The organism is Exiguobacterium sp. s166, from assembly GCF_018618855.1.
In the GTDB taxonomy this organism is placed as follows: domain Bacteria; phylum Bacillota; class Bacilli; order Exiguobacteriales; family Exiguobacteriaceae; genus Exiguobacterium_A.
Window position 1 is genome coordinate 21,583 of sequence record NZ_JACSMU010000001.1, and the last position, 19,251, is coordinate 40,833.

The 19,251-nt window shown below is 47.8% G+C and carries 21 protein-coding genes; 4 read left to right on the forward strand and 17 right to left on the reverse strand.

Annotated features, from left to right (window positions below; all coding sequences use genetic code 11):
• Positions 1–8: 8 nt before the first annotated feature.
• Positions 9–623: a Holliday junction resolvase RecU gene (gene recU / locus KNP93_RS00115; RefSeq protein ID WP_188005442.1), complete on the reverse strand. Its 615-nt coding sequence runs from the start codon at positions 621–623 to the stop codon at positions 9–11.
• A 74-nt stretch (positions 624–697) separates the two neighbouring features.
• Here recU and KNP93_RS00120 point away from each other — a divergent pair, with 74 nt between their 5' ends.
• The 3 genes from KNP93_RS00120 to KNP93_RS00130 all read left to right on the forward strand — a co-directional run bounded on the left by KNP93_RS00120 (position 698) and on the right by KNP93_RS00130 (position 2,922).
• Positions 698–991 (forward strand): DUF1798 family protein, encoded by a 294-nt coding sequence (locus tag KNP93_RS00120; RefSeq protein WP_026828103.1) that lies wholly within the window; start codon positions 698–700, stop codon positions 989–991.
• A 231-nt stretch (positions 992–1,222) separates the two neighbouring features.
• Positions 1,223–1,468 (forward strand): hypothetical protein, encoded by a 246-nt coding sequence (locus KNP93_RS00125; RefSeq protein WP_131972541.1) that lies wholly within the window; start codon positions 1,223–1,225, stop codon positions 1,466–1,468.
• Positions 1,469–2,031: 563 nt separating this feature from the next.
• Positions 2,032–2,922 (forward strand): DUF3800 domain-containing protein, encoded by an 891-nt coding sequence (locus KNP93_RS00130; RefSeq protein WP_148206622.1) that lies wholly within the window; start codon positions 2,032–2,034, stop codon positions 2,920–2,922.
• 50 nt (positions 2,923–2,972) lie between these two features.
• On the opposite strand, the gene nth is transcribed toward KNP93_RS00130, so the two are convergent.
• From nth to bshA, 13 genes are all read right to left on the reverse strand, one after another.
• Positions 2,973–3,641, reverse strand: a complete 669-nt coding sequence (gene nth, locus KNP93_RS00135) for an endonuclease III (RefSeq protein WP_214852631.1) — start codon at positions 3,639–3,641, stop codon at positions 2,973–2,975.
• A gap of 5 nt (positions 3,642–3,646) precedes the next feature.
• Positions 3,647–4,225 carry a DnaD domain-containing protein gene (locus tag KNP93_RS00140; protein WP_026828099.1) on the reverse strand — a complete coding sequence of 193 codons (579 nt, stop codon included), beginning with the start codon at positions 4,223–4,225 and terminating at the stop codon, positions 3,647–3,649.
• 71 nt (positions 4,226–4,296) lie between these two features.
• Positions 4,297–5,595 carry an asparagine--tRNA ligase gene (asnS, locus tag KNP93_RS00145; protein WP_131502526.1) on the reverse strand — a complete coding sequence of 433 codons (1,299 nt, stop codon included), beginning with the start codon at positions 5,593–5,595 and terminating at the stop codon, positions 4,297–4,299.
• A 20-nt stretch (positions 5,596–5,615) separates the two neighbouring features.
• Positions 5,616–6,797 carry a pyridoxal phosphate-dependent aminotransferase gene (locus KNP93_RS00150; protein ID WP_131502527.1) on the reverse strand — a complete coding sequence of 394 codons (1,182 nt, stop codon included), beginning with the start codon at positions 6,795–6,797 and terminating at the stop codon, positions 5,616–5,618.
• Positions 6,798–6,813: 16 nt separating this feature from the next.
• On the reverse strand, positions 6,814–7,281 hold the full coding sequence (locus tag KNP93_RS00155) for a hypothetical protein (RefSeq protein ID WP_131502528.1): 468 nt from the start codon (positions 7,279–7,281) through the stop codon (positions 6,814–6,816).
• Entirely contained in the window at positions 7,278–7,448 is a 171-nt protein-coding gene (locus tag KNP93_RS00160) for a YpmA family protein (RefSeq protein WP_012370646.1), read from the reverse strand. Before KNP93_RS00160 ends, KNP93_RS00155 begins: the two co-directional genes overlap by 4 nt.
• Positions 7,449–7,509: 61 nt before the next feature.
• The gene (gene dinG, locus KNP93_RS00165) at positions 7,510–10,323 is read right to left on the reverse strand and encodes an ATP-dependent DNA helicase DinG (RefSeq protein WP_214852635.1); all 2,814 of its coding nucleotides are present in this window, start codon (positions 10,321–10,323) and stop codon (positions 7,510–7,512) included.
• 101 nt (positions 10,324–10,424) lie between these two features.
• Positions 10,425–10,808: an aspartate 1-decarboxylase gene (panD, locus tag KNP93_RS00170; protein WP_026828094.1), complete on the reverse strand. Its 384-nt coding sequence runs from the start codon at positions 10,806–10,808 to the stop codon at positions 10,425–10,427.
• 2 nt (positions 10,809–10,810) lie between these two features.
• Positions 10,811–11,641 (reverse strand): pantoate--beta-alanine ligase, encoded by an 831-nt coding sequence (gene panC / locus KNP93_RS00175; RefSeq protein ID WP_214852643.1) that lies wholly within the window; start codon positions 11,639–11,641, stop codon positions 10,811–10,813.
• Positions 11,638–12,477 (reverse strand): 3-methyl-2-oxobutanoate hydroxymethyltransferase, encoded by an 840-nt coding sequence (panB, locus tag KNP93_RS00180; protein ID WP_214852647.1) that lies wholly within the window; start codon positions 12,475–12,477, stop codon positions 11,638–11,640. Before panB ends, panC begins: the two co-directional genes overlap by 4 nt.
• A 238-nt stretch (positions 12,478–12,715) precedes the next feature.
• Positions 12,716–13,687: a biotin--[acetyl-CoA-carboxylase] ligase gene (locus tag KNP93_RS00185; protein ID WP_214852649.1), complete on the reverse strand. Its 972-nt coding sequence runs from the start codon at positions 13,685–13,687 to the stop codon at positions 12,716–12,718.
• Positions 13,648–14,793, reverse strand: a complete 1,146-nt coding sequence (locus KNP93_RS00190; RefSeq protein WP_251138583.1) for a CCA tRNA nucleotidyltransferase — start codon at positions 14,791–14,793, stop codon at positions 13,648–13,650. Before KNP93_RS00190 ends, KNP93_RS00185 begins: the two co-directional genes overlap by 40 nt.
• Positions 14,780–15,922, reverse strand: a complete 1,143-nt coding sequence (bshA, locus tag KNP93_RS00195) for an N-acetyl-alpha-D-glucosaminyl L-malate synthase BshA (RefSeq protein WP_214852651.1) — start codon at positions 15,920–15,922, stop codon at positions 14,780–14,782. Before bshA ends, KNP93_RS00190 begins: the two co-directional genes overlap by 14 nt.
• A 174-nt stretch (positions 15,923–16,096) precedes the next feature.
• Between bshA and KNP93_RS00200 the strand changes: the two genes are divergently transcribed.
• Complete coding sequence (locus KNP93_RS00200) at positions 16,097–16,984, forward strand: YitT family protein (protein WP_114595571.1); 888 nt, start codon at positions 16,097–16,099, stop codon at positions 16,982–16,984.
• 66 nt (positions 16,985–17,050) lie between these two features.
• On the opposite strand, the gene KNP93_RS00205 is transcribed toward KNP93_RS00200, so the two are convergent.
• From KNP93_RS00205 to KNP93_RS00215, 3 genes are read right to left on the reverse strand one after another with little or no spacing between them, the layout of a single operon-like run.
• Positions 17,051–17,731 (reverse strand): zinc metallopeptidase, encoded by a 681-nt coding sequence (locus tag KNP93_RS00205; RefSeq protein WP_114595570.1) that lies wholly within the window; start codon positions 17,729–17,731, stop codon positions 17,051–17,053.
• A 46-nt stretch (positions 17,732–17,777) separates the two neighbouring features.
• Positions 17,778–18,377 (reverse strand): DUF1405 domain-containing protein, encoded by a 600-nt coding sequence (locus tag KNP93_RS00210; protein ID WP_131502533.1) that lies wholly within the window; start codon positions 18,375–18,377, stop codon positions 17,778–17,780.
• 56 nt (positions 18,378–18,433) lie between these two features.
• Complete coding sequence (locus KNP93_RS00215) at positions 18,434–19,225, reverse strand: menaquinol-cytochrome c reductase cytochrome b/c subunit (protein ID WP_114595568.1); 792 nt, start codon at positions 19,223–19,225, stop codon at positions 18,434–18,436.
• Between the last annotated feature and the right edge of the window lie 26 nt (positions 19,226–19,251).

Sequence of the window (19,251 nt, forward strand, 5' to 3'; positions counted from 1 at the left end):
AAAGTTTCTCAAGTGAAATATAACTCGTCCACTGCTGGTAAATAATCAATCGCAGGAAACGCACCTGTCTCGAGTTTTTTTCCATGCCGTTCGATTTCGTCTAGCGGAATCGATTTTCTGCCCGTTTCCAGTTGCTCCCACCAGGGGAACAAATGCTCTGCAGACAACACATATTGCACATTATACATACTGAATCGAATGATGACAAAACAAATTCCTCCATGTGCGATACATTGACGCATATGCTCGATTTGATGGGTATGAAAGTTTTTTAAGGGGAAGGATGTTTTATGATTGGTTTCCTTCGCTTCAAAATCGATGTATTTTCCGCGGTACACACCATTATAGTCGGTTGTCGAAGGTTGCTTGAAGTACGCTTCCTTGACGACGGCTGCCGACCGTTTCGGATAATCGACTTGGACGATTTGTAGAGGGGTCGGTTTCTTGTGAATGATTGCCCGATTATGCGTCAAATAAAACATATTACTTTCATTGATGAGTTTCTCAAGCTTCATTCCGCGATTTGAAAAAGTCGATTCCTTAGAGCGTGCACTTCGGATCGCCATACCATGCGGTTCTACTGGTTTCTGAAATTTTTTACCGTTCGGGTAATTCAAAAGGATTCCCCTCCTAACGCGTTTATTGTACCATGATATGTGATTGTATCGTATCGGCCGAGAGGAGTAGTTAAAAACAAATGACAATAGAACCGTTACTTCAGGATATCGAACGGATTTACCAGGCTGGACGAAATGGTCAGGAATATGACTTTCAAACGGATGTCATCCCCTTCGTCGCACAAGCAGACGTCCTGATTGAAGCCTGGCAACAAAATGCACAGAACAGTCCTTATTTGCGCCCGGCGATGGTCGAGAGTGCCGTTGACCAGTTAAAACAACTGTCCGTCCAGGCATTTCAACCGAAAACCAGTTTAAAACGCTTTAACGAAACCATCAAGTCTGTCCGTTATATCGATCAACTAATGCAATGAGTCAGAGGACTTCTGTTTTCAGATAGGCAATTTAGAAAGTTTCGTGATACCTTTCTTTGCATATCATCTTCTGATATATTTTCAATGTGAAATAAGGATTTTTATACACTCCGAAAGGAGACTCATTCTACAAATGTCAGAATGACAATTTGACGGATTTTAATCAAACAAAGCATAATGAGAAACAGCAAAGCGTTACACAACTCGCTCTGCTACGAAAGGAAGTTGTTTATGTCATCCAAAAAAATGTGGTCGGTAGAAGGTTATGAAGAGCACGGTGTAGAGAACCATCAAAAAGCAACTATGACTGAAACGTTTACGAATGAGGCGGATGCTCGTAAAGCCGCAAAAAAAATGGCGGATACGTACGATCAACTCGATGTCTATGTCATCTATACGAATACGTCAAGCGGTAAAGCAGAAGAAAAATTCTTTAATTCTGATGGATCTTACAGTGAAGAAGGATTTGAATGGTAACATCCCAGCCGTCTATAGGACGGCTTTTTTGTATAACAAGTCTAATTAAAAACAATCTCCCCCCTCTTCTATCGAGCTGCTCATTCCTTTTTTAACAAGAAACATCCTGTTGTCTTTTCCCGAAGCTTCTCCTATTCGAGTAAATGACCGGGTCACTTCATCACGTTACGCTTCTCATTTTTTTATGGGGGGTGTGGTGCCATTTGATCCATCGTCCATTTCACGAAAAATATCCCCACTGTCATAATCAGGCAGGAAGCAGAAGCTATATGACGAATATAAAAAAAGACCCCCACTACCGGTAAACGGGCAGTCCGAATCTGCTTTGGATGCGATGAACGAGAAAAGCGATACTGAGACACATCCTCGTCTGTCTGGACGAAGTCCACAGAACCGTGTCGAGAAAAAATTGGTCATGCAAGTTGTGCAATAACCATGGATTTATATAGCCGTGTCAGTGTAAAGTTACATAAAGAGGTAATAAATGTGCTTGGTTTTAATAAAAGTGTGCAGTATGTGTGCAATTGGAGGAGATTCGCTTGAATAAAAGAGAACCAAGAAACGTGAAAAACGTTGATGTCAAAGGATTTCCTAGGACTACAAACCCAACAGCCAAAAAATACGTCATGTTCGTGGATGAGACCGGGACACCAAAAGGAAACACCCAATTTAACCTGACCGGTGTCTTGATGGAATATAAATACGCCATCGACTCAGACGAAACCGGTGAACCCAGTCCATTACGCAAACGATTAATGGCATTCAAATCGTCTGTTTTTGAAGATCCGCATATTCCGCTTCATCTGAAAGAAATATTAAAGGCGGAACACCCGTATGGCAAAGAAGACGGAATCACGATTGATATGTTACGGCATTTTTGGGTCGCCTTACCGGACTTTTTAGTCGACATTGATTGTACGATCGTCAGCGTCGAAGTCGATAAACAAAAACTACAGGAATTTTATTCGACACCGAAAGATCCGTATGTCGTTGCCTTTGCCCACCTGATGAAATCGTTTTACGCGTTTCTTGAGGAGACGGAAGCAACAAGCGCCCGTGTCGTGCTTGAAAGTCGGGATGATTATCAGAATCTACTGATTCAAAAAGCATTTTTTGATATCTTTAACTCCGGTACCGTTCATTTGGATGTGGAGAAAAGCCGTCAAAAAATCAAAGGTTTTATTTTTGCTGAAAAAGATAGCGACCTCTACCAATCGGGTCTTGAGATTGCCGATCTCGTCTGTCTTCCTCTTTCCCGCGTCCGACGTGGTGTCATTGAGGTGAAACCCCGGTTTGTCCATTATGGGGACGAAAACCGAATTTTCAAAGCCATCAAAAATAAAATTTATATCCGCCGTGACAGTCCCGATCAGGATTTCCGAAACTGGGGCTTCAAAAAGGTTCCAATTACAAAAAAGCGCCGCGAGTGGTCCGATACACCGTGGAACGGGTAATTTTCCAACCAACAACAGCGTCCCGCCAAAAGTGGCAGGACGCTGTTTTGTCATTCTCCCTCAACAGGCGGCAATAATCCTTTTGTCCGTTTTTTCCCTTCCCGACACATATCGAGCAACGGGCATTCCAGACAGTTCGGTCGTTGAGCCTTACAGTGATATCGCCCAAAAAAGATGAACTGATGATGCAGCTTCGACCATCTTTCCCGCTTAAAGCGTTTCATCAAGGTCTGTTCGACTTGCGTGACGTTGTCTTTCCAGCGGCAGATGCCAAGGCGCTTCGATACCCGTTCGACGTGCGTATCGACCGCGAAGGCCGGCACGTCAAATGCAACGGATAATACAACATTCGCCGTTTTTCGTCCGACGCCCGGTAAGGCTTCAAGCCCTGCGCGATCCGTCGGGACTTCACCATCGTGTAACACCAGCAATTGCTCCGCTAACGCTTTAATGTTTTTTGCTTTGTTGCGGTACAAACCAAGCCGTTTAATTTTTTCCTCAATCTCTTCGACCGGTGCTGCAGCCAACTGATCCGGTGTCGGATAAGCGGCAAATAGCCCCGGGGTCACCTTATTGACCAAGACGTCGGTTGCTTGCGCACTGAGCGCCACGGCGACGACGAGTTCGAACGGATTTTGATGAACCAGTTCACAGAAAGCTTCCGGAAACATCTCTTCGAGTGTCGATTCAATTCGATCAATCTCTGCTTTGCGTAACATCCTTGTCAGCTCCCTCTCGTCGCAAGATCTTCGAGCGTCTTGATGCCTTCTCGTTCCCACGTTCGGAGAATTTGATTGATGTACGTCATCTTCCGGACATTATGGTAGACGGCTTCCCGTAAAGCTGCGAGAACAAGTTCTTCTGCAATGTTTTCAATCGTCAACCATTGAATGATCTGTTCCATCTGAAACGGGGACATCATCCCAAGTTCGCGCTCAAAATGCTGGAAGACAGACGGATTGATCGTATCGAAGTTTGGCGCTTCCTGTTCCGGGGGTGCCATTAACTTTTCATAGAGCGGCACCAGGGAATAACGTTCCGAGCCGGCGACGTTCTCCATGGCGAGTAATCCTTTTTGAAGCAATCCGAGTGTCGTCTCAATCGTTTCCGTTTCTGAAAGTCCGAGCCGGTTACTGAGCTCCTCTGGCGACGGCATCTCCATCCCTTCGGCGCGACAGGCAAACAATTGTCCAATCAGCGTAAACTCAACAAAACTGATGCCAAGACGTTTGGCTTCTGTAAACAATCGTTTGGGAAGGACAACCGTTCCTTCTTCAAACAGCTGAATTAAATTATGATCCATGATACTTCCTCGATTCTTTATTGTAAGCAAGAAATCGACCCGTCCGAGGGATGGGTCGATTTCGATCACTATTACGGATACAATCGGTTCAGCAGACGCGGGAATGGAATCGTCTCGCGGACGTGTTCGACTCCTGTGATCCAGGCGACAGTCCGTTCAAGTCCAAGACCAAAACCACTGTGCGGTACTGATCCATATTTACGTGTTTCCAAGTACCATTTGTAAGCACCGGTTTCATCCAGGTCATGTTCCTTCATACCGGCAAGCAACTTCTCATAGTCTTCTTCCCGTTGTGAACCACCAACGATTTCTCCATAGCCTTCCGGCGCAATCAAATCGTCACATAATACGAAGCCCGGGTTTTCCGGATCTTCTTTCATGTAGAATGGTTTGATGGCTTTCGGCCAGTGTGTAATGAAGACGGGACGCGCAAACGTATTGGCGATTGCCGTTTCATGAGGCGCACCAAAATCGTCGCCGAATTCGATATCGTCAAAACCTTGTTCTTTCAGCATGTCAATCGCTTCCGTATATTTTACACGCGGGAACGGGGCTTGAATGTTTTCGAGAACCGTCAAGTCACGCTCGAGCAACTCGAGCTCTGGACGACAGTTTTTCAAAGCCGATTGAACAAGATGCGACACATAGTTTTCCTGAACTTCGAGATTCATGTCGTGATCATAAAACGCCATCTCCGGCTCCATCATCCAGAACTCGATCAAGTGGCGGCGTGTCTTTGATTTTTCAGCACGGAACGTCGGACCGAATGAGAAGACTTTGCCGAGTGCCATCGCGGCTGCTTCCATATAAAGCTGACCGGATTGCGACAAGTAGGCATCTTCGTCAAAATATTTCGTATGGAACAATTCAGTTGTTCCTTCCGGTGCACTGCCGGTTAAAATCGGAGGATCAACTTTAATGAATCCTTCTTGGTTAAAGAATTCATATGTCGCCCGAATCAGTTCGTTCCGGACAACCATGACGGCATGTTGACGTTTCGATCGTAACCAGAGGTGACGGTTATCCATCAGGAAATCCGTTCCGTGCGCTTTTGGTGTAATCGGATAATCGACCGCTTCATGAATCACTTCGATCGCTGTGATTTCCATTTCGTGACCGATTGCTGTCCGTCCACCATCCGACTTGATGACGCCAGTCACCCACATTGATGTTTCCTGCGTCAAGCCTTTCGCCGTTTTGAACAATTCTTCCCCGACTGTTTCCTTGACGACGACTCCTTGCATGAAGCCTGAACCATCGCGTAATTGAAGAAACGCGATTTTTCCGCTCGAACGTTTATTTGCGAGCCAGCAGCCAATCGTGATTTCCTCGCCTACGTATTTCTCTACATCCCGAATCATTGCTTTCAAAAGTCAACATCCTCTCTCTATTAAACGGCCGTATGTGCCGTGATAAATCCTTCGATCCGGTCTAATGCTTCAAGTACCCGTTTCGGGTCTGTCGCATACGATAACCGGACATATTCTGGTGCGCCGAAGCCGGAGCCCGGAATCAGGGCGACCTTCGCTTCCGACAAGACCGCTGTGCACCAGTCATCGACGTTTGAGAAGCCACACATTTCGGCTGCCCGTAAGGCATGTGGGAACAGGTAAAAAGCACCTTCCGGCTTCAGGCAGGTTAAGCCTGGAATTTGAATCAACCGGTCGTAAATTTGTTCCAAGCGTTCTTCAAACACAACACGCATCGCCTCGACCGGTGCGTCACCTTCCGCATAGGCTGCGACCGATGCCGCTTGCGCGATCGATGTCGGATTTGAAGTCGAATGACTGGCAAGGTTCGTCATCGCACTGATGATGTCTTTCGGTCCGATGGCATAACCAATCCGCCAGCCTGTCATGGCATGCGATTTCGACACGCCGTTGATGATGACCGTCCGCTCGCGCATATGTGGTAACGTCGCAATCGATAAATGCGTCACACCGTTGTATAACAGCTTTTCGTAAATTTCATCACTGATGACAAGCAAATTGTGGGCAATCGCCACATCTGCGACCATTTCAAGTTCTTCCTTCGTGTAGACCATCCCTGTCGGATTCGAAGGTGAGTTTAAAACAAGTGCTTTTGTTTTCGGCGTGATATGTTGCTCGAGCAGATCACGCGTTACTTTAAAGCGTGATGCTTCCGTCGTCTCGAGGATGACCGGAACGCCGTCACTCAGTTTGATTTGCTCCGGATAGCTGACCCAATACGGAGCCGGGACGATGACTTCGTCGCCCGGATCTAAAATCGCCTGGAACAATGTCGATAAGGCATGCTTCGCTCCGGAAGCGACCATGACTTCCGAGCGGTCATATGATACCCATAAATCACGGCGGGTTTTTTCAATGATTGCATCTTTTAGAGCCACTGTTCCGCCGGACGGCGTGTACTTCGTATCGCCTGCTTCAGCTGCTGCAAATGCCGCTTGGATGATAAATTCTGGAGTGTTGAAATCCGGTTCGCCTGCACCGAGTCCGATGATATCTTGTCCTTCTTCACGCAAGGCTTTCGCTTTTGCAGTAATCGCCAGTGTCGTTGACGGTGTCAGTTGTTGTACCCGTTTCGATAACATCCTGCCCACTCCTTTTTTAGTTGATCCGTAATCGTTTGATGAAGGATCCCTCTTGATAGGTATAATACGAATAATCGTATCCGGTCGTCGTTTTAGTGACAATTTCAATCAGCGCCCGGTCTTCAAAACCGTATTTCGCTGAAACGATGTTCTCCGGATTGCCCGCTTGTCGAATGACATCGGCAATCTTCATCCCATCCTTGACACGTCTCGTCTCGATTTTACCCTTTTTCGGAACGAATGCCCGTAATGCTTGACCATCCTGTTTAATCGTAAAGACACTATACTGGGTTTTTCCATTAAATACATAATCAAATTGAATCTGTTGCGGTGCCACTTCTTTTTTCAAACGTGATTCCGCCTGTACGGCAACGGTTTGTTCGCGTTCTTTTGCCTCAGCAACGGTGAATTGATACACACCTGTCCCGATGAGCGTAATCAAAAGGATGAAGCCGATCAGACCAATGACGATCTTCCACTTCATGTGCGGTAGATGGTAAAGACCATCTGCTCCTTATCTTTTTCGTCCAATGCCAGACCAAACATCAAATCTTCTGTTTTTAACGTGCGATTCAATAAGTCTACAATCTTGTACGTATCGTCATGGCGGTTGACCTTGACGGTTGCTAGCGTCTCGATTTTCGAATCCATCTTATATCCTCCCTCATTTTTCTACATCTATTATAATGCGATAATGCTTATTTTAACAGACTCAATCCGTTTCATTTAAGAACAATTCCAACTCGGCCGTTAATTCGTCGAGCGGTTGCGCTAAAAGCGGGACATTGGGCAGACTGGAAACGAACCGTTTTCCGTACCGTGTCGTCTCGATACGGCGGTCAAAAATGAAGACGACCCCCCGGTCATTTGTCGTCCGGATCAAGCGGCCAAATCCTTGTTTGAAGCGAATGATCGCTTGCGGCAAACTGTATTCGAAGAACGACGATTTGCCTTGCTGTTCAATCTGCTCCGAACGTGCTTGAACGATTGGTTGATCGGGTGGTGCAAACGGCAGACGCACAATGACAAGACAGCTGAGATCATCACCCGGAACGTCAACGCCTTCCCAGAAACTGGCTGTACCGAACAGGATGCAGGCATCGAGCTGTTTGAATTGTTTCATCAACCGTTGTCGTGACCCTTGGGTGATTCCTTGGGACAGCAGCGTAAACCGTTCCGGCAAGGCCATTTTCGTCGCATCATGCGTTTGACGCAACATCTCGTTTGACGTAAAGAGTACCAACATCCGGCCTTCCGTCACTTCGGCAATCCGGATGATAGCGTCCGCAATGACTTCAGAATACGTCGCTTGCGGCACGTCCTGCAATAACGGTAAATCGGTCGGGACCATCAGCCGGACTTTTTCTGCATAGCCAAACGGTGACGGAACGATGAAACGTCGTGTCTCAAGTTCCGATAGTCCAAGCCGTTTTTCGATGAACTGGAATTTATTCGAAACCGTCAAGGTCGCAGACGTTAAGATACAGGTCCGTTTCGAAAACACTTCCCGGTGCAGACGGTCTGAAATATCAATCGGTTGCGTATAAATCCTTGTTAACTTTCGATTTTTAGCTGTCGTTTCAATCCAGGAAACCGTCTCGTCGTGAGGTGCGAGCATCGTCTCGAAAATCGCCTGTTCGACTTCCTCCAGTTGGCCGATGACAGCCTTTAGATCGGCTACGACCGAGCGCTCACGGTAACTCATATGTTCCCGTTGATCATGGAACAGTTTATGAATCGCCCGAATGGCTTGCCGTAACCGTCTTAAGACAAGTTCGACCCGTTTCGCGCTCTCCTGTACGGCACGCATTGAATGATCCAGTCGTTTGAAACGAACCGTGACCCGTCCTTCACGCCGTTCTTTTCGTGATGCGAGTTCAAGACCGTACGCTTGAATGATCGTCAACAGTCCGTCTGCTTCTTCAAGCAGTGCTGTCAACGTCTCATCGATCGTTTCACTGTGCGCTTCGACCAACTCCGTCAAGTCATATTGATCCGATAAACTAATCAGACGCGTTAATAATTTTTTATCGGAAGAGAATCCAAGCTGTCTGAAAATCCGGTCAAAGGAATGGCCGTCAAAAACCAATCCAAAATGATGACTGGCCACTTCTTCGATTTGATGTGCTTCATCTAAAATCAAGGGGCATCCCTTTGGTAAGACGCCGGCTTCATATTGAATATCACTAAACAACAAAGCGTGGTTCGTGACGATAATCGTCGCTTGTTTTGCCCGTCGGACTGCATGATGGAAAAAATCACGGCTGTACCAGGGGTCAAACCGTCCGAGTTGCGACTGGCTGTCCGACTGAATCAGTTGTTTGATGGCGATATTACCTTGCGCTGCCCCGCCGGGTAAACTGACTTCCTCCAGGTCTCCTGTCTCGGTCTGCGTCAACCAGACTAACAAAATCGCTTTAGCGAGCGTGAAGTTATACGGTTCTTCCGTTTCACTGAGAAAAAACTCGAACTTGCGCAAGTCCATGTAATTGCTGCGGCCTTTTAACAGGGTGATGTCAACCGGTGCTTCAAACAATTGGCGTAAAAGCGGCAGATCCCGGGCAAATAACTGTTCCTGCAATTGAATCGTGTGCGTACTGACGATGATCGGCGTTTCATGTTCAATCGCATAATGCGCCGCCGGTACAAGATACCCAAGCGATTTCCCGGTTCCCGTTCCTGCCTCAACCAGTAATGGCGTTTCTTGATCAAGCGATTGATAGACGTGACGCATCATTTCAAGTTGTCCCATACGCGGTTCATATCCAGGAAACAGTTGCGGGAATACCGTTTCATTCAAGCGGTCGACGAACGGACTGAATGGTTCCAGTTCTGTCCGTTCCATCCATTCTTCCGGTTCGGTGCGTTTCTTTAAAGCCAGCTTACGGAAATAATCAAAACGGTCATCCGGCTCCAGTCCCACCGTTTGAATCGCTTGATCGATTTCTTCTTCAATGGCGCTAAACAGCTTTCCCGCTAACCGACGTAAGTGTCGTAATGTATCGAGCGGTAAATCCTGTAGACGCGTAAGTAGATGGAGCAACAATTCCGCTGTTGCCTCGGCATCACTCCCAGCCCGGTGTGCTTCATGGTGCGTCAGTTGTAACGCTTCCGTCAAATGGGACAAGGAATGACTTTCGGCAGTCGGCAATAAGATTCTTGCCAGCTCCACTGTATCAATGACAGGACCGGAGTACGGTAAATACCCTTCTTCCTCTAGTGCTTCATTCAAAAAGGTCAAATCAAACTGCACATTATGGGCTACGAACACACCGCCATCGAGTAATTGAAGAACACGCGGTGCAATGGTCGCGAAGGACTCCGCCTGCGCCACGTCCTCATCTTTAATACCGGTTAACTGAGAAATAAACGGCGGAATCGGTTTTTGCGGATGGACAAATGCCGACAGACGATCTGTAATCTGACCATCTTCAATTACTGCCACTCCGATTTCAATCATCTCATCGCCGGATTTAATCGAATGTCCGGTCGTCTCTAAATCCACTACAACAAACTTCTTTTCCACGACTCATCTCCACCTTTAACCATCCATATCTTATATATATGGCATCTCAAGTTCCATCTTAACAAAAAAGAGACCCGAATGTATCTCGGGTCCCTCAAAAATCATAAGATCGTATGTGCGATTTCCTGCGATAACATCTGCTTGATTGAATTATCCTGATCAAGGACCGCGACTTTCGGAACATGTGATGAGATTTCTTCGTTCGTCAACTGCGCATAGGCCATGATGATGACTTCATCTCCGATCTGGAAATGACGGGCAGCTGCTCCGTTCAAACAAATCACGCCAGAACCGCGGGCACCCTTGATCGCATACGTCTCAATACGTGCGCCGTTTTGATTATTCGTCACTTGGACTTTCTCATTTTCGAGAATCCCGACCGCATCGAGCAAATCCTCGTCAATCGTAATCGAGCCGACGTAATGGAGATTTGCTTCCGTGACACGGGCTTTGTGTAATTTTGCATGCATGAATGTGCGTAACATAATCATGCTCCTCTCGTATATAGTAAGTTATCAATCAACCGGGCCGATGCAAATTGAACGGCAACCGCCAGTAAAATCGTTTCCGTTGTCGCTTCAACCGGTCCGAGCGTCGGATAGGCGACGGCTTCCACATAATCAATCGTCGTTCCTTCAAATTGAAGGGACGTACGGGTTTGTGCAAGAACGGTTTCAAGTGGTTTCCCGGCGTCGAGCGCTTGTTTTGCTTCCTGCAATGCGTGTTGAATCCCCGGCGCTTGCTTGCGTTCTGCTTCCGACAGATAGACGTTACGCGACGATTTCGCCAGTCCATCCGCTTCGCGAATGATCGGACACCGCTTGATTTCGACCGGGACGAAGTAATCTGTGACGTATCCTTCAATCAATGCCAATTGTTGTGCATCCTTTAATCCGAAATAGGCACGCGTCGGTTGGACAATATTAAACAATTTACTGACGACCGTTAAGACCCCGTCAAAATGTCCCGGACGTGATGCGCCACATAAGACGTCATCACCCGAACGAACGGTAACCCGCGCCATATCGAGCGGATACATGACATCATTCGTCGGATAAAAGAGGTAATCGACACCTGCTGCTTGCGCCAGTTGTTGATCGCGCTGTTCATCGCGCGGATAACGGTCTAGATCTTCGTTTGGACCGAATTGGGTCGGATTGACAAAGATACTCAAGACAACGATATCGTTTTCATGACGTGCCTGATTCAATAATGAGGCATGTCCTTCGTGCAAGAACCCCATCGTCGGAACGAATCCGATCGATGTTTGTCCTGCCAACGCTTCCCGCAGTTGTTCAACACTCTGCATGATTTTCATTCTTTTGATCCTCCATATAACGCCCCGATCAATTCTTCATCCATCATAAAGGAATGGGCGAGTTCAGGGAAAGTTCCGTTTTTGACTTCTTGGACATACTGCGCAATCGCTTCCGTCCCTGATGTGTTCCAATCCGTGTACGCTTTGACGAATTTCGGAAGCCGGCCGACACCGTACGTCAAAAGATCATGATAAACCAATACTTGACCCGCAACATCCGCCCCTGCACCAATCCCGATGACAGGAATCTTCAGGAGTTCCTGAACACGTTTTGCGAGGGGATGCGGTACACATTCGAGGACGAGCATCTTCGCTCCGGCTTGTTCTGCTGCCAAACTGTCGGCAATCAACTGTTCCGCTGCTTCAAGCGATTTCCCTTGGACTTTAAACCCTTCGAGCACCCCGACAGATTGTGGTGTCAGTCCTAAGTGCGCGACACACGGCATCCCGGCATCGGTAAGACGGCGGATTGTCGTCAAGATGTCTCCGGCCCCTTCAAGTTTCAGGGCGTCTGCTCCGCTTTCTTGGAAAATACGGGCTGCTGCTTCAAGCGTCCGGTCAAACGAACCATGGTAACTGGCAAACGGCATGTCGACGACCATGAATGTCGCCGGCGCCCCGCGCCGAACGGCTTTCGCATGATGGACCATATCGTCTACGGTCACGGCAATCGTCGAATCATAGCCGAGAATGACGTTCCCGAGTGAATCACCGACAAGTAGCAAATCGACCTGTCCGGCTTCTGCCAGTTTGGCTGACGGATAATCGTATGCCGTCAGCATGACGAGTTTTTCGCCCGTCTGTTGTTTTTTTAATAAAGGTGTCATCGTGTGCATGTGTGTTCTCTCCTTCGTAGTTTAGAGAGGACAAAAGGAAACGCCTTCCTTCCTAAAATAATCCATAGGAAAGAAGGCGTGGATAAGTGCAATATCATCCTTCTGTCCCTGTCCGAGTAGGATCAAGGCAGTCAAATAAACGTTATGAATAAAAGCCTCTAACCGGTATGACTCCAAATGGCTATCATCCTCGGATTCATTATACATGATTCAAAAAGCAGACTGCAAACGTCCGAGCTTACATTTCCGTCCAGTAAATCAATTCGGCGGAATGAAATGTTGTCAGACCCGTCTCTGTTTCGATCTGCAAAGTACCATCCGTCCGAATTCCGCGTAAGATTCCGGTCACGGTTGCTTGCCGTGTGCGTAACGTTACTAGATCGTTCAACCGGTCGGCATGTCTCTCCCACGCCGGAACAAATGATGCGAATCCGTCCGTCAACCACTTCCGGTACATCGGCTCAAACGTATTTAAAAACAACGCGACGATTTCAGCGCGGGCAATTGATTTTCCTGTCGCTAATTTTAACGATGTCGCCCGGTCTGCCAATACTTCCGAAAACTGTTCGTGATGAACGTTGATACCGATTCCGATGATGACGGAATTAATACGATCCGCTTCCGTTTGCATTTCTGTCAAGATACCGGCTACTTTTCGTCCACCGATCAGCAAATCGTTCGGCCATTTAATCGTCGCCGGAACATCGAGCGTCCGGAACGTCTCAGCTAAGGCGATACCGGCAAGTAATGTCAATTGACCGGCTTGGTGAAGCGGTGTTGCCGGTCGCAAAATCAAACTCATCGCAATGCCCGCTCCCCGCGTCTCATACCACGTGCGTCCGAGTTGCCCCCGACCGCCGGTTTGAAAGTCACAGACAATCAGTGAGCCTTCGTTTGCTGCTTGCTGAGCTTGTTCATGGGCAATGCGTTGCGTCGTTTCTGTCTGTTCGAGATGGATGATCTGTTGTCCAAGCGCCTGCGTCCACAAATGTTGTTGAATCGCAAGCGGGGTCAACCGGTCACCTTGATCGGCTAAATGATAGCCTGTTTTTTTATTCGCTTCAATGATGTATCCGGCTTCTTTTAATGCCGCAATTTGTTTCCAAATGGCGGTACGTGAAATATTTAAATGATCAGCCAACTCTTGTCCCGATATCCAGTCGGTCTGCATCAGTGCGTGGAGGACTCGGTCCCGTGTTGATTTTTCCAACTCTTCACTTCCTTTAACAGAATCTCGCGTTGATTGTCCAGTTGGCGGTGTACGACTTGTCGCTCCAGGTGATGAAGCGCTTCTTTAATCTGGTTTTTTTGCAACCCGAGCTCGATCATGTCACGCCCGTTGACCGTCAAGTCTTGCAGACGCCGGATCGGCAAGGACATCCGCCCTTCATGTCGGCGTCCTGTCATCTCGTTCAAATGTTCCAACTCTTCGTCCGATAGCCGGTAACGTTGCCAATCGGATAACGTCGCTTCCTGAACAAGCGGAGCCAGTGTCTTCGCACGCCCTTCCTGTTTTTTCGAACGTTTCCAGGCCCTTAACGATTCCGGTCGGAGTCCTGCGACTAAGACGAGTGTCCAGACGTCATCTGACGATACACCATTAAACGGGAACGTCATCAACTGCTTGATGATTGTCTCGTTCAGATCGGGCATATACTGCTGGATTCCGGTTCGGAGCATCGCCGCTAAGGCCGCTTCACGTCCGGGACCTAACAACAGTTTTTCGAACTCAATCGCAATGCGCTCAACGGCAACCGATTGAAGATGCTGTTTTTGGTTTTTGATCGCCAGTTCCGTCTCCTGGTCGAGCATAAATTCCAACTGGCTCATGAATCGAAATGCCCGGATCATCCGCAGGGCATCTTCATTAAAGCGTTCTTCCGCTCGACCGACCGTCCGGACGACTTTTGCTGCCAAGTCGTCTTGACCGCCAAACAGATCCACGAGTCCGGTCGGCTTCAATGCCATCGCATTGATTGTAAAGTCACGACGCGTCAAGTCTTCTTCCAAGCTGACACCGAGCGTCACTTCATCCGGACGCCGGCGGTCACTGTACGTGCTTTCCGAACGAAATGTCGTCACTTCAAACGGGACATGATCGAGGACAACCGTGACCGTGCCATGATCGAGTCCGGTCGGAATCACGACCGGAAAGAGGTGCATGACTGCTTCCGGAAGAAGCGAAGTGGCCAGGTCATAATCTCCGGGTTCCCGTTTGAGCAACATATCCCGGACCGCTCCACCGACGATATAAGCTTCGCCGCCCGCCTCTTCAATCGTTCGAATGATCTGATTGGCGTAGTCAAGCATTTTCATAGCGTGCACACACCCGTTCATACAGCAGTTCGTAGGCACGAACGACTTGATTGGAATCAAACCGTCTCCGGGTATCGCGAATCCCTTCCTCTGCCAATTCTTCCCGCAGTGTCGCATCATCCGCCAACTGTCCAATCCGGTCCGCTGCGGCCTTGACATCATACGTCGGTACGATGAATCCCGTTTTCCCGTCTTGAATCACTTCCGGCAATCCACCGGCACTCGAGACGACACTCGGCACACCGACAGCCATTGCCTCGAGGACGACAAGTCCGAATGCTTCTTTTTCCGACAACAGTAAATGAATATCACTGATCGCCAGCAACTGGGCGACATGCTCCTGTTTGCCGGCAAAAATAATTTTGTGGTAAATCCCCAGTTCCTTTGCCCGGCGTCGCGTCTGCCCCATTTCCGGACCGTCTCCGACCAATAACAAGCGCATGGCACGATCCTTTGAAGCAATCGCAAAGGCAGCGATTGTATCATCGATTCGTTTGACCGGTCGGAAATTCGAAATATGGATGACAACGACCTCATCCGGTTCGATGCCGTAGTGGCGTTTCAATCGTTCATCCCGCATCGGATAATACATACTTTCATCAATTGAGTTCGGGATGACTTCAATCGTATACTGTCCGTTTAATGTCATGTTTGTTTCAAGCGCCAGACTTTCGGAAACTGCCGTGACGGCATCCGAACTTTCGATGCCGTACCGGATCGCCGGTTGCATCTCTAAATCCTGTCCAATGACGGTAATATCCGTTCCGTGTAAAGTCGTTACGACAGCCACACCCTTTTTCTTCGCCATGTTTCGCCCGAGCTCCGCACAAACGGCATGCGGCACAGCGTAATGGGCATGAATGACATCAAGATCAAACAAGTCAATGACTTCCGCTACTTTCGACGCCAGCGTGATGTCGTACGGTGGATATTTAAAAACCGAATATTGATTCACCTCGACGAGATGGACGGTAATGTTCGGCCGGTACTCCGTCAGTCGAAACGGAATGCTCGATGTGATGAAGTGTACATCGTGTCCCCGGTCTGCTAATTTCATGCCGAGTTCCGTCGCTACGACACCACTGCCACCGACCGATGGATAACAGAGAATCCCAATCGCTTTTTTCATATCTAGTTCACTCTCTCTTCATTAAGTAATGTCCTGTCCCCTGCTCATTGTAATCAAATTGCCGACTAAAAACTACATCTGCCACTTTTCAAGTGATTTTCATCAGAAAAGCTAGTCTTTTTTGACGTCTGCCGTTACCCTAGAGAAAGAGTCATGTCAGAGAGGAGCAATCAGATGGCACCCCCATTTCAGTTTCCGATTCGTATTCAAAATATCATTTGGATTTTGATCGGATCATTTATTTTCGCTTTTGGTATCTATCATTTTAACGTGCAGAACGAGTTGGCCGAGGGAGGATTTACAGGGATCACCTTGATTTTAAAAGGATTATTCGGGTTTTCCCCATCTGTCACGAACTTGTTGCTCAACATTCCATTATTCTTCGTCAGTTATAAATTGCTCGGGCGGACGACGTTCGTCTATACGTTGATTGGGACGTTCAGTTTTTCAATTTGGTATGGATTGATTGCCAAATACTCACCGCTTGAAATTTTCTTGAAAGATGATATGGTCCTCGCGGCTTTATTTGCCGGTGTCTTTATCGGTGTCGGTCTCGGCATCATCTTCAATAACGGCGGCACGACCGGTGGTGTCGATATCATCGCCCGCTTAACAAAACGGTATTTCGGCTGGTCGATCGGCCGGACCTTCATGGTCTTCGACTTTTTTGTCATTATCGCATCACTGAGCTATCTAGATTACAAACAGGCGATGTACACGTTACTTGCCGTCTATGTCGGTGCTCGCGTCATTGACTGGATGCAAGAAGGGACGTATGCCGGAAAAGCCGCGATGATCATCAGTGATCAACGAACGGAAATCGCGGATGGTATTCATGCGACGATGAATCGCGGGACGACTCGCCTGATCGCCAAGGGCGGGTATTCAGGACGCGACTTGGAAGTACTGTACGTCGTCGTCGCCCGAAATGAAATCACACGATTGAAGACACTTGTCAAATCAGTCGATCAACATGCCTTCATCACCCTGCATGACGTTTATGAAGTGACCGGAGAAGGATTCACCTTCGATGAAAACCGAATTCCGATCAAAGAAACGTGATTGGGCAGCATACAAAAAAAAGACGAAAAATCCGATTGGATTCCTCGTCTTTTTATTTACCTGTTTTTAATCATCACTTGACGGTGCAAAGACAATCAATGCTAAGCGAATAAACTCAGCAACCGCAACGAGCGTCGCAGCGACATATGTCCAAGCCGCTGCATTCAGGACACGGCGCGAACCGCGTTCTTCTTCTGCATCGATGATTCCATGTTCCGTTAACTGGACCATCGCCCGTTTTGAAGCATCAAACTCAACCGGCAACGTCACGAGTTGGAAGATGACTGCTCCGAGCATCAAGATGACTCCAAGCATCGCCAGTCCACTCATACCCGCCAAGAAACCGATCAATAGTAACGGGAATGACAAGTTAGACGTAATCGAAGCCACCGGAGCAATCCGGTGACGAACCCGCATCATTCCGTAATCCGTCGCATCTTGGATGACGTGGCCGATTTCGTGTGCCGCGATCGAAACCGCTGATACCGTCGAACCGTAATAGACATCTTCCGACAGGCGGACGACCTTGTTCGTTGGGTCGTAATGATCGGACATCGTCCCGCCAATCGGCTCAAGACGAACATCGGTAATCCCGTTTTGCTTCATGATGAAGTCTGCGACCTGCGCTCCCGTCACTCCACTGTGAATCGGAACTTCCTGATATTTTTTGTACGTCTTTCTGACACGCATCTGTGCCCAAATTGGCACGATGATGATGATTGCCAGATAGATTAAATAGTTCGCCATATCATCGCTTCCTTTCATAAAAAAAGATTATAGTCTTATTTTATGTTCAAGCGAACTTATTGTCAATCGAATCGCGTGCGACAAACCAATATCCCATCAAAAGACATAATCCGGTCAACCAAAACGAACCGTATCCGATCCACTGGATATGTTCGGCAAGTGCCGGATACCGCGGCCACTGTCCGAGCACATAATCCACAACATCGTTATGAATGACCCAAATTGAGACGAGAACCAGTTCCTTGATCCGAAACGTCATGACAGGCGCATACAAGAGTGCCTGAAATGCCATCGCACCATGTGAAACCATCAGCATCAAAGCCATCGCGGTCAAAAAGGAATCATCCGTCCCGAGTTCCTGTAACATCAACGCATTCATGACGACTGCCCAAACCCCGTATTTAATCAAGGTGACGAAAGCAAGGGCTTCAAATAAACGCGATCGTCGATTGAAAATCCATAAAAAGACGATAATCGTAAAAAAGAGCGAGGCTGTCGGGCTATCCGGAATGAACGGATAATAGTACCATTTCGACTGCGCGAGTTGCGGCTGATACCAGTAATAGCCGTATAATGTTCCGCCCAGATTGATCAATGCAAGCGGCCAAAGCACAGCTTTATGTTTTAAAATATGAATGAACGGCATATATCGTCACCTCATGATAGACAAAAACCGGAGGAAAATTCCCCCGGCCGGTTGTCTTATTTATTGTTTTCTCCGCCTTCACCGTATGATGCGATGAATTTAGCAAGTTCTTTATGATCTGCATCTGAACCTTTGAACTGTCCAGCAGGCATCGAACCGATACCTTTAACTGCGATATCATAAATCTCTTTTTCTGTCTTCTTCGTCCCGACGAGGGCTGGAGCTGCTGCGCCGCCTTCGAGGTTCTTACCATGACAGTTGACGCATGATTGATTCGAGTAAATCTCGAAACCTTTTGCTGCTGTATCGATTTTTGGACCTTCGTTCATTGTCAACTCACCTTGTTTATGGATAGTATCCCAGTGTGTTGTCTGAACTGATTCCCATGTCAAGAAGACGATCGATACGATCGCAAGTAACATCATGCTGACCGCGATCGGACGTTTTGCCGGGCGACGTTCGAGTCCTTGATCGAGCCAAGGCGCAACTAACAGTGCCGTAAACGCAAGCCCAGGAAGGATGACGGTACCCATCAAAATGTACGGACCAGCCGCAAATTGATATTTCAAGAGCTGATAGAGGAATAAGAAGTACCAGTCCGGAAGTGGAATGTACGACGTATTCGTCGGGTCAGCGATATTTTGAAGCGGTGCTGCTTCAACGATAGTCAATGTCATGAAGCCGATCAGGAAGACCGCTCCTACCATCCATTCGCGAAGCAAGAAGTTTGGCCAGAACGCTTCCGTCCGACCTGGATACTCCGAATAGTCTTTTGACTTATTCGGCATCCGGTTGTTGATCGACACCCGTGAATCGGTGACGAATTTCATTCCTTTACCACGATGCATCGTGTTCTCCCCCTTTTAGTTGTCTA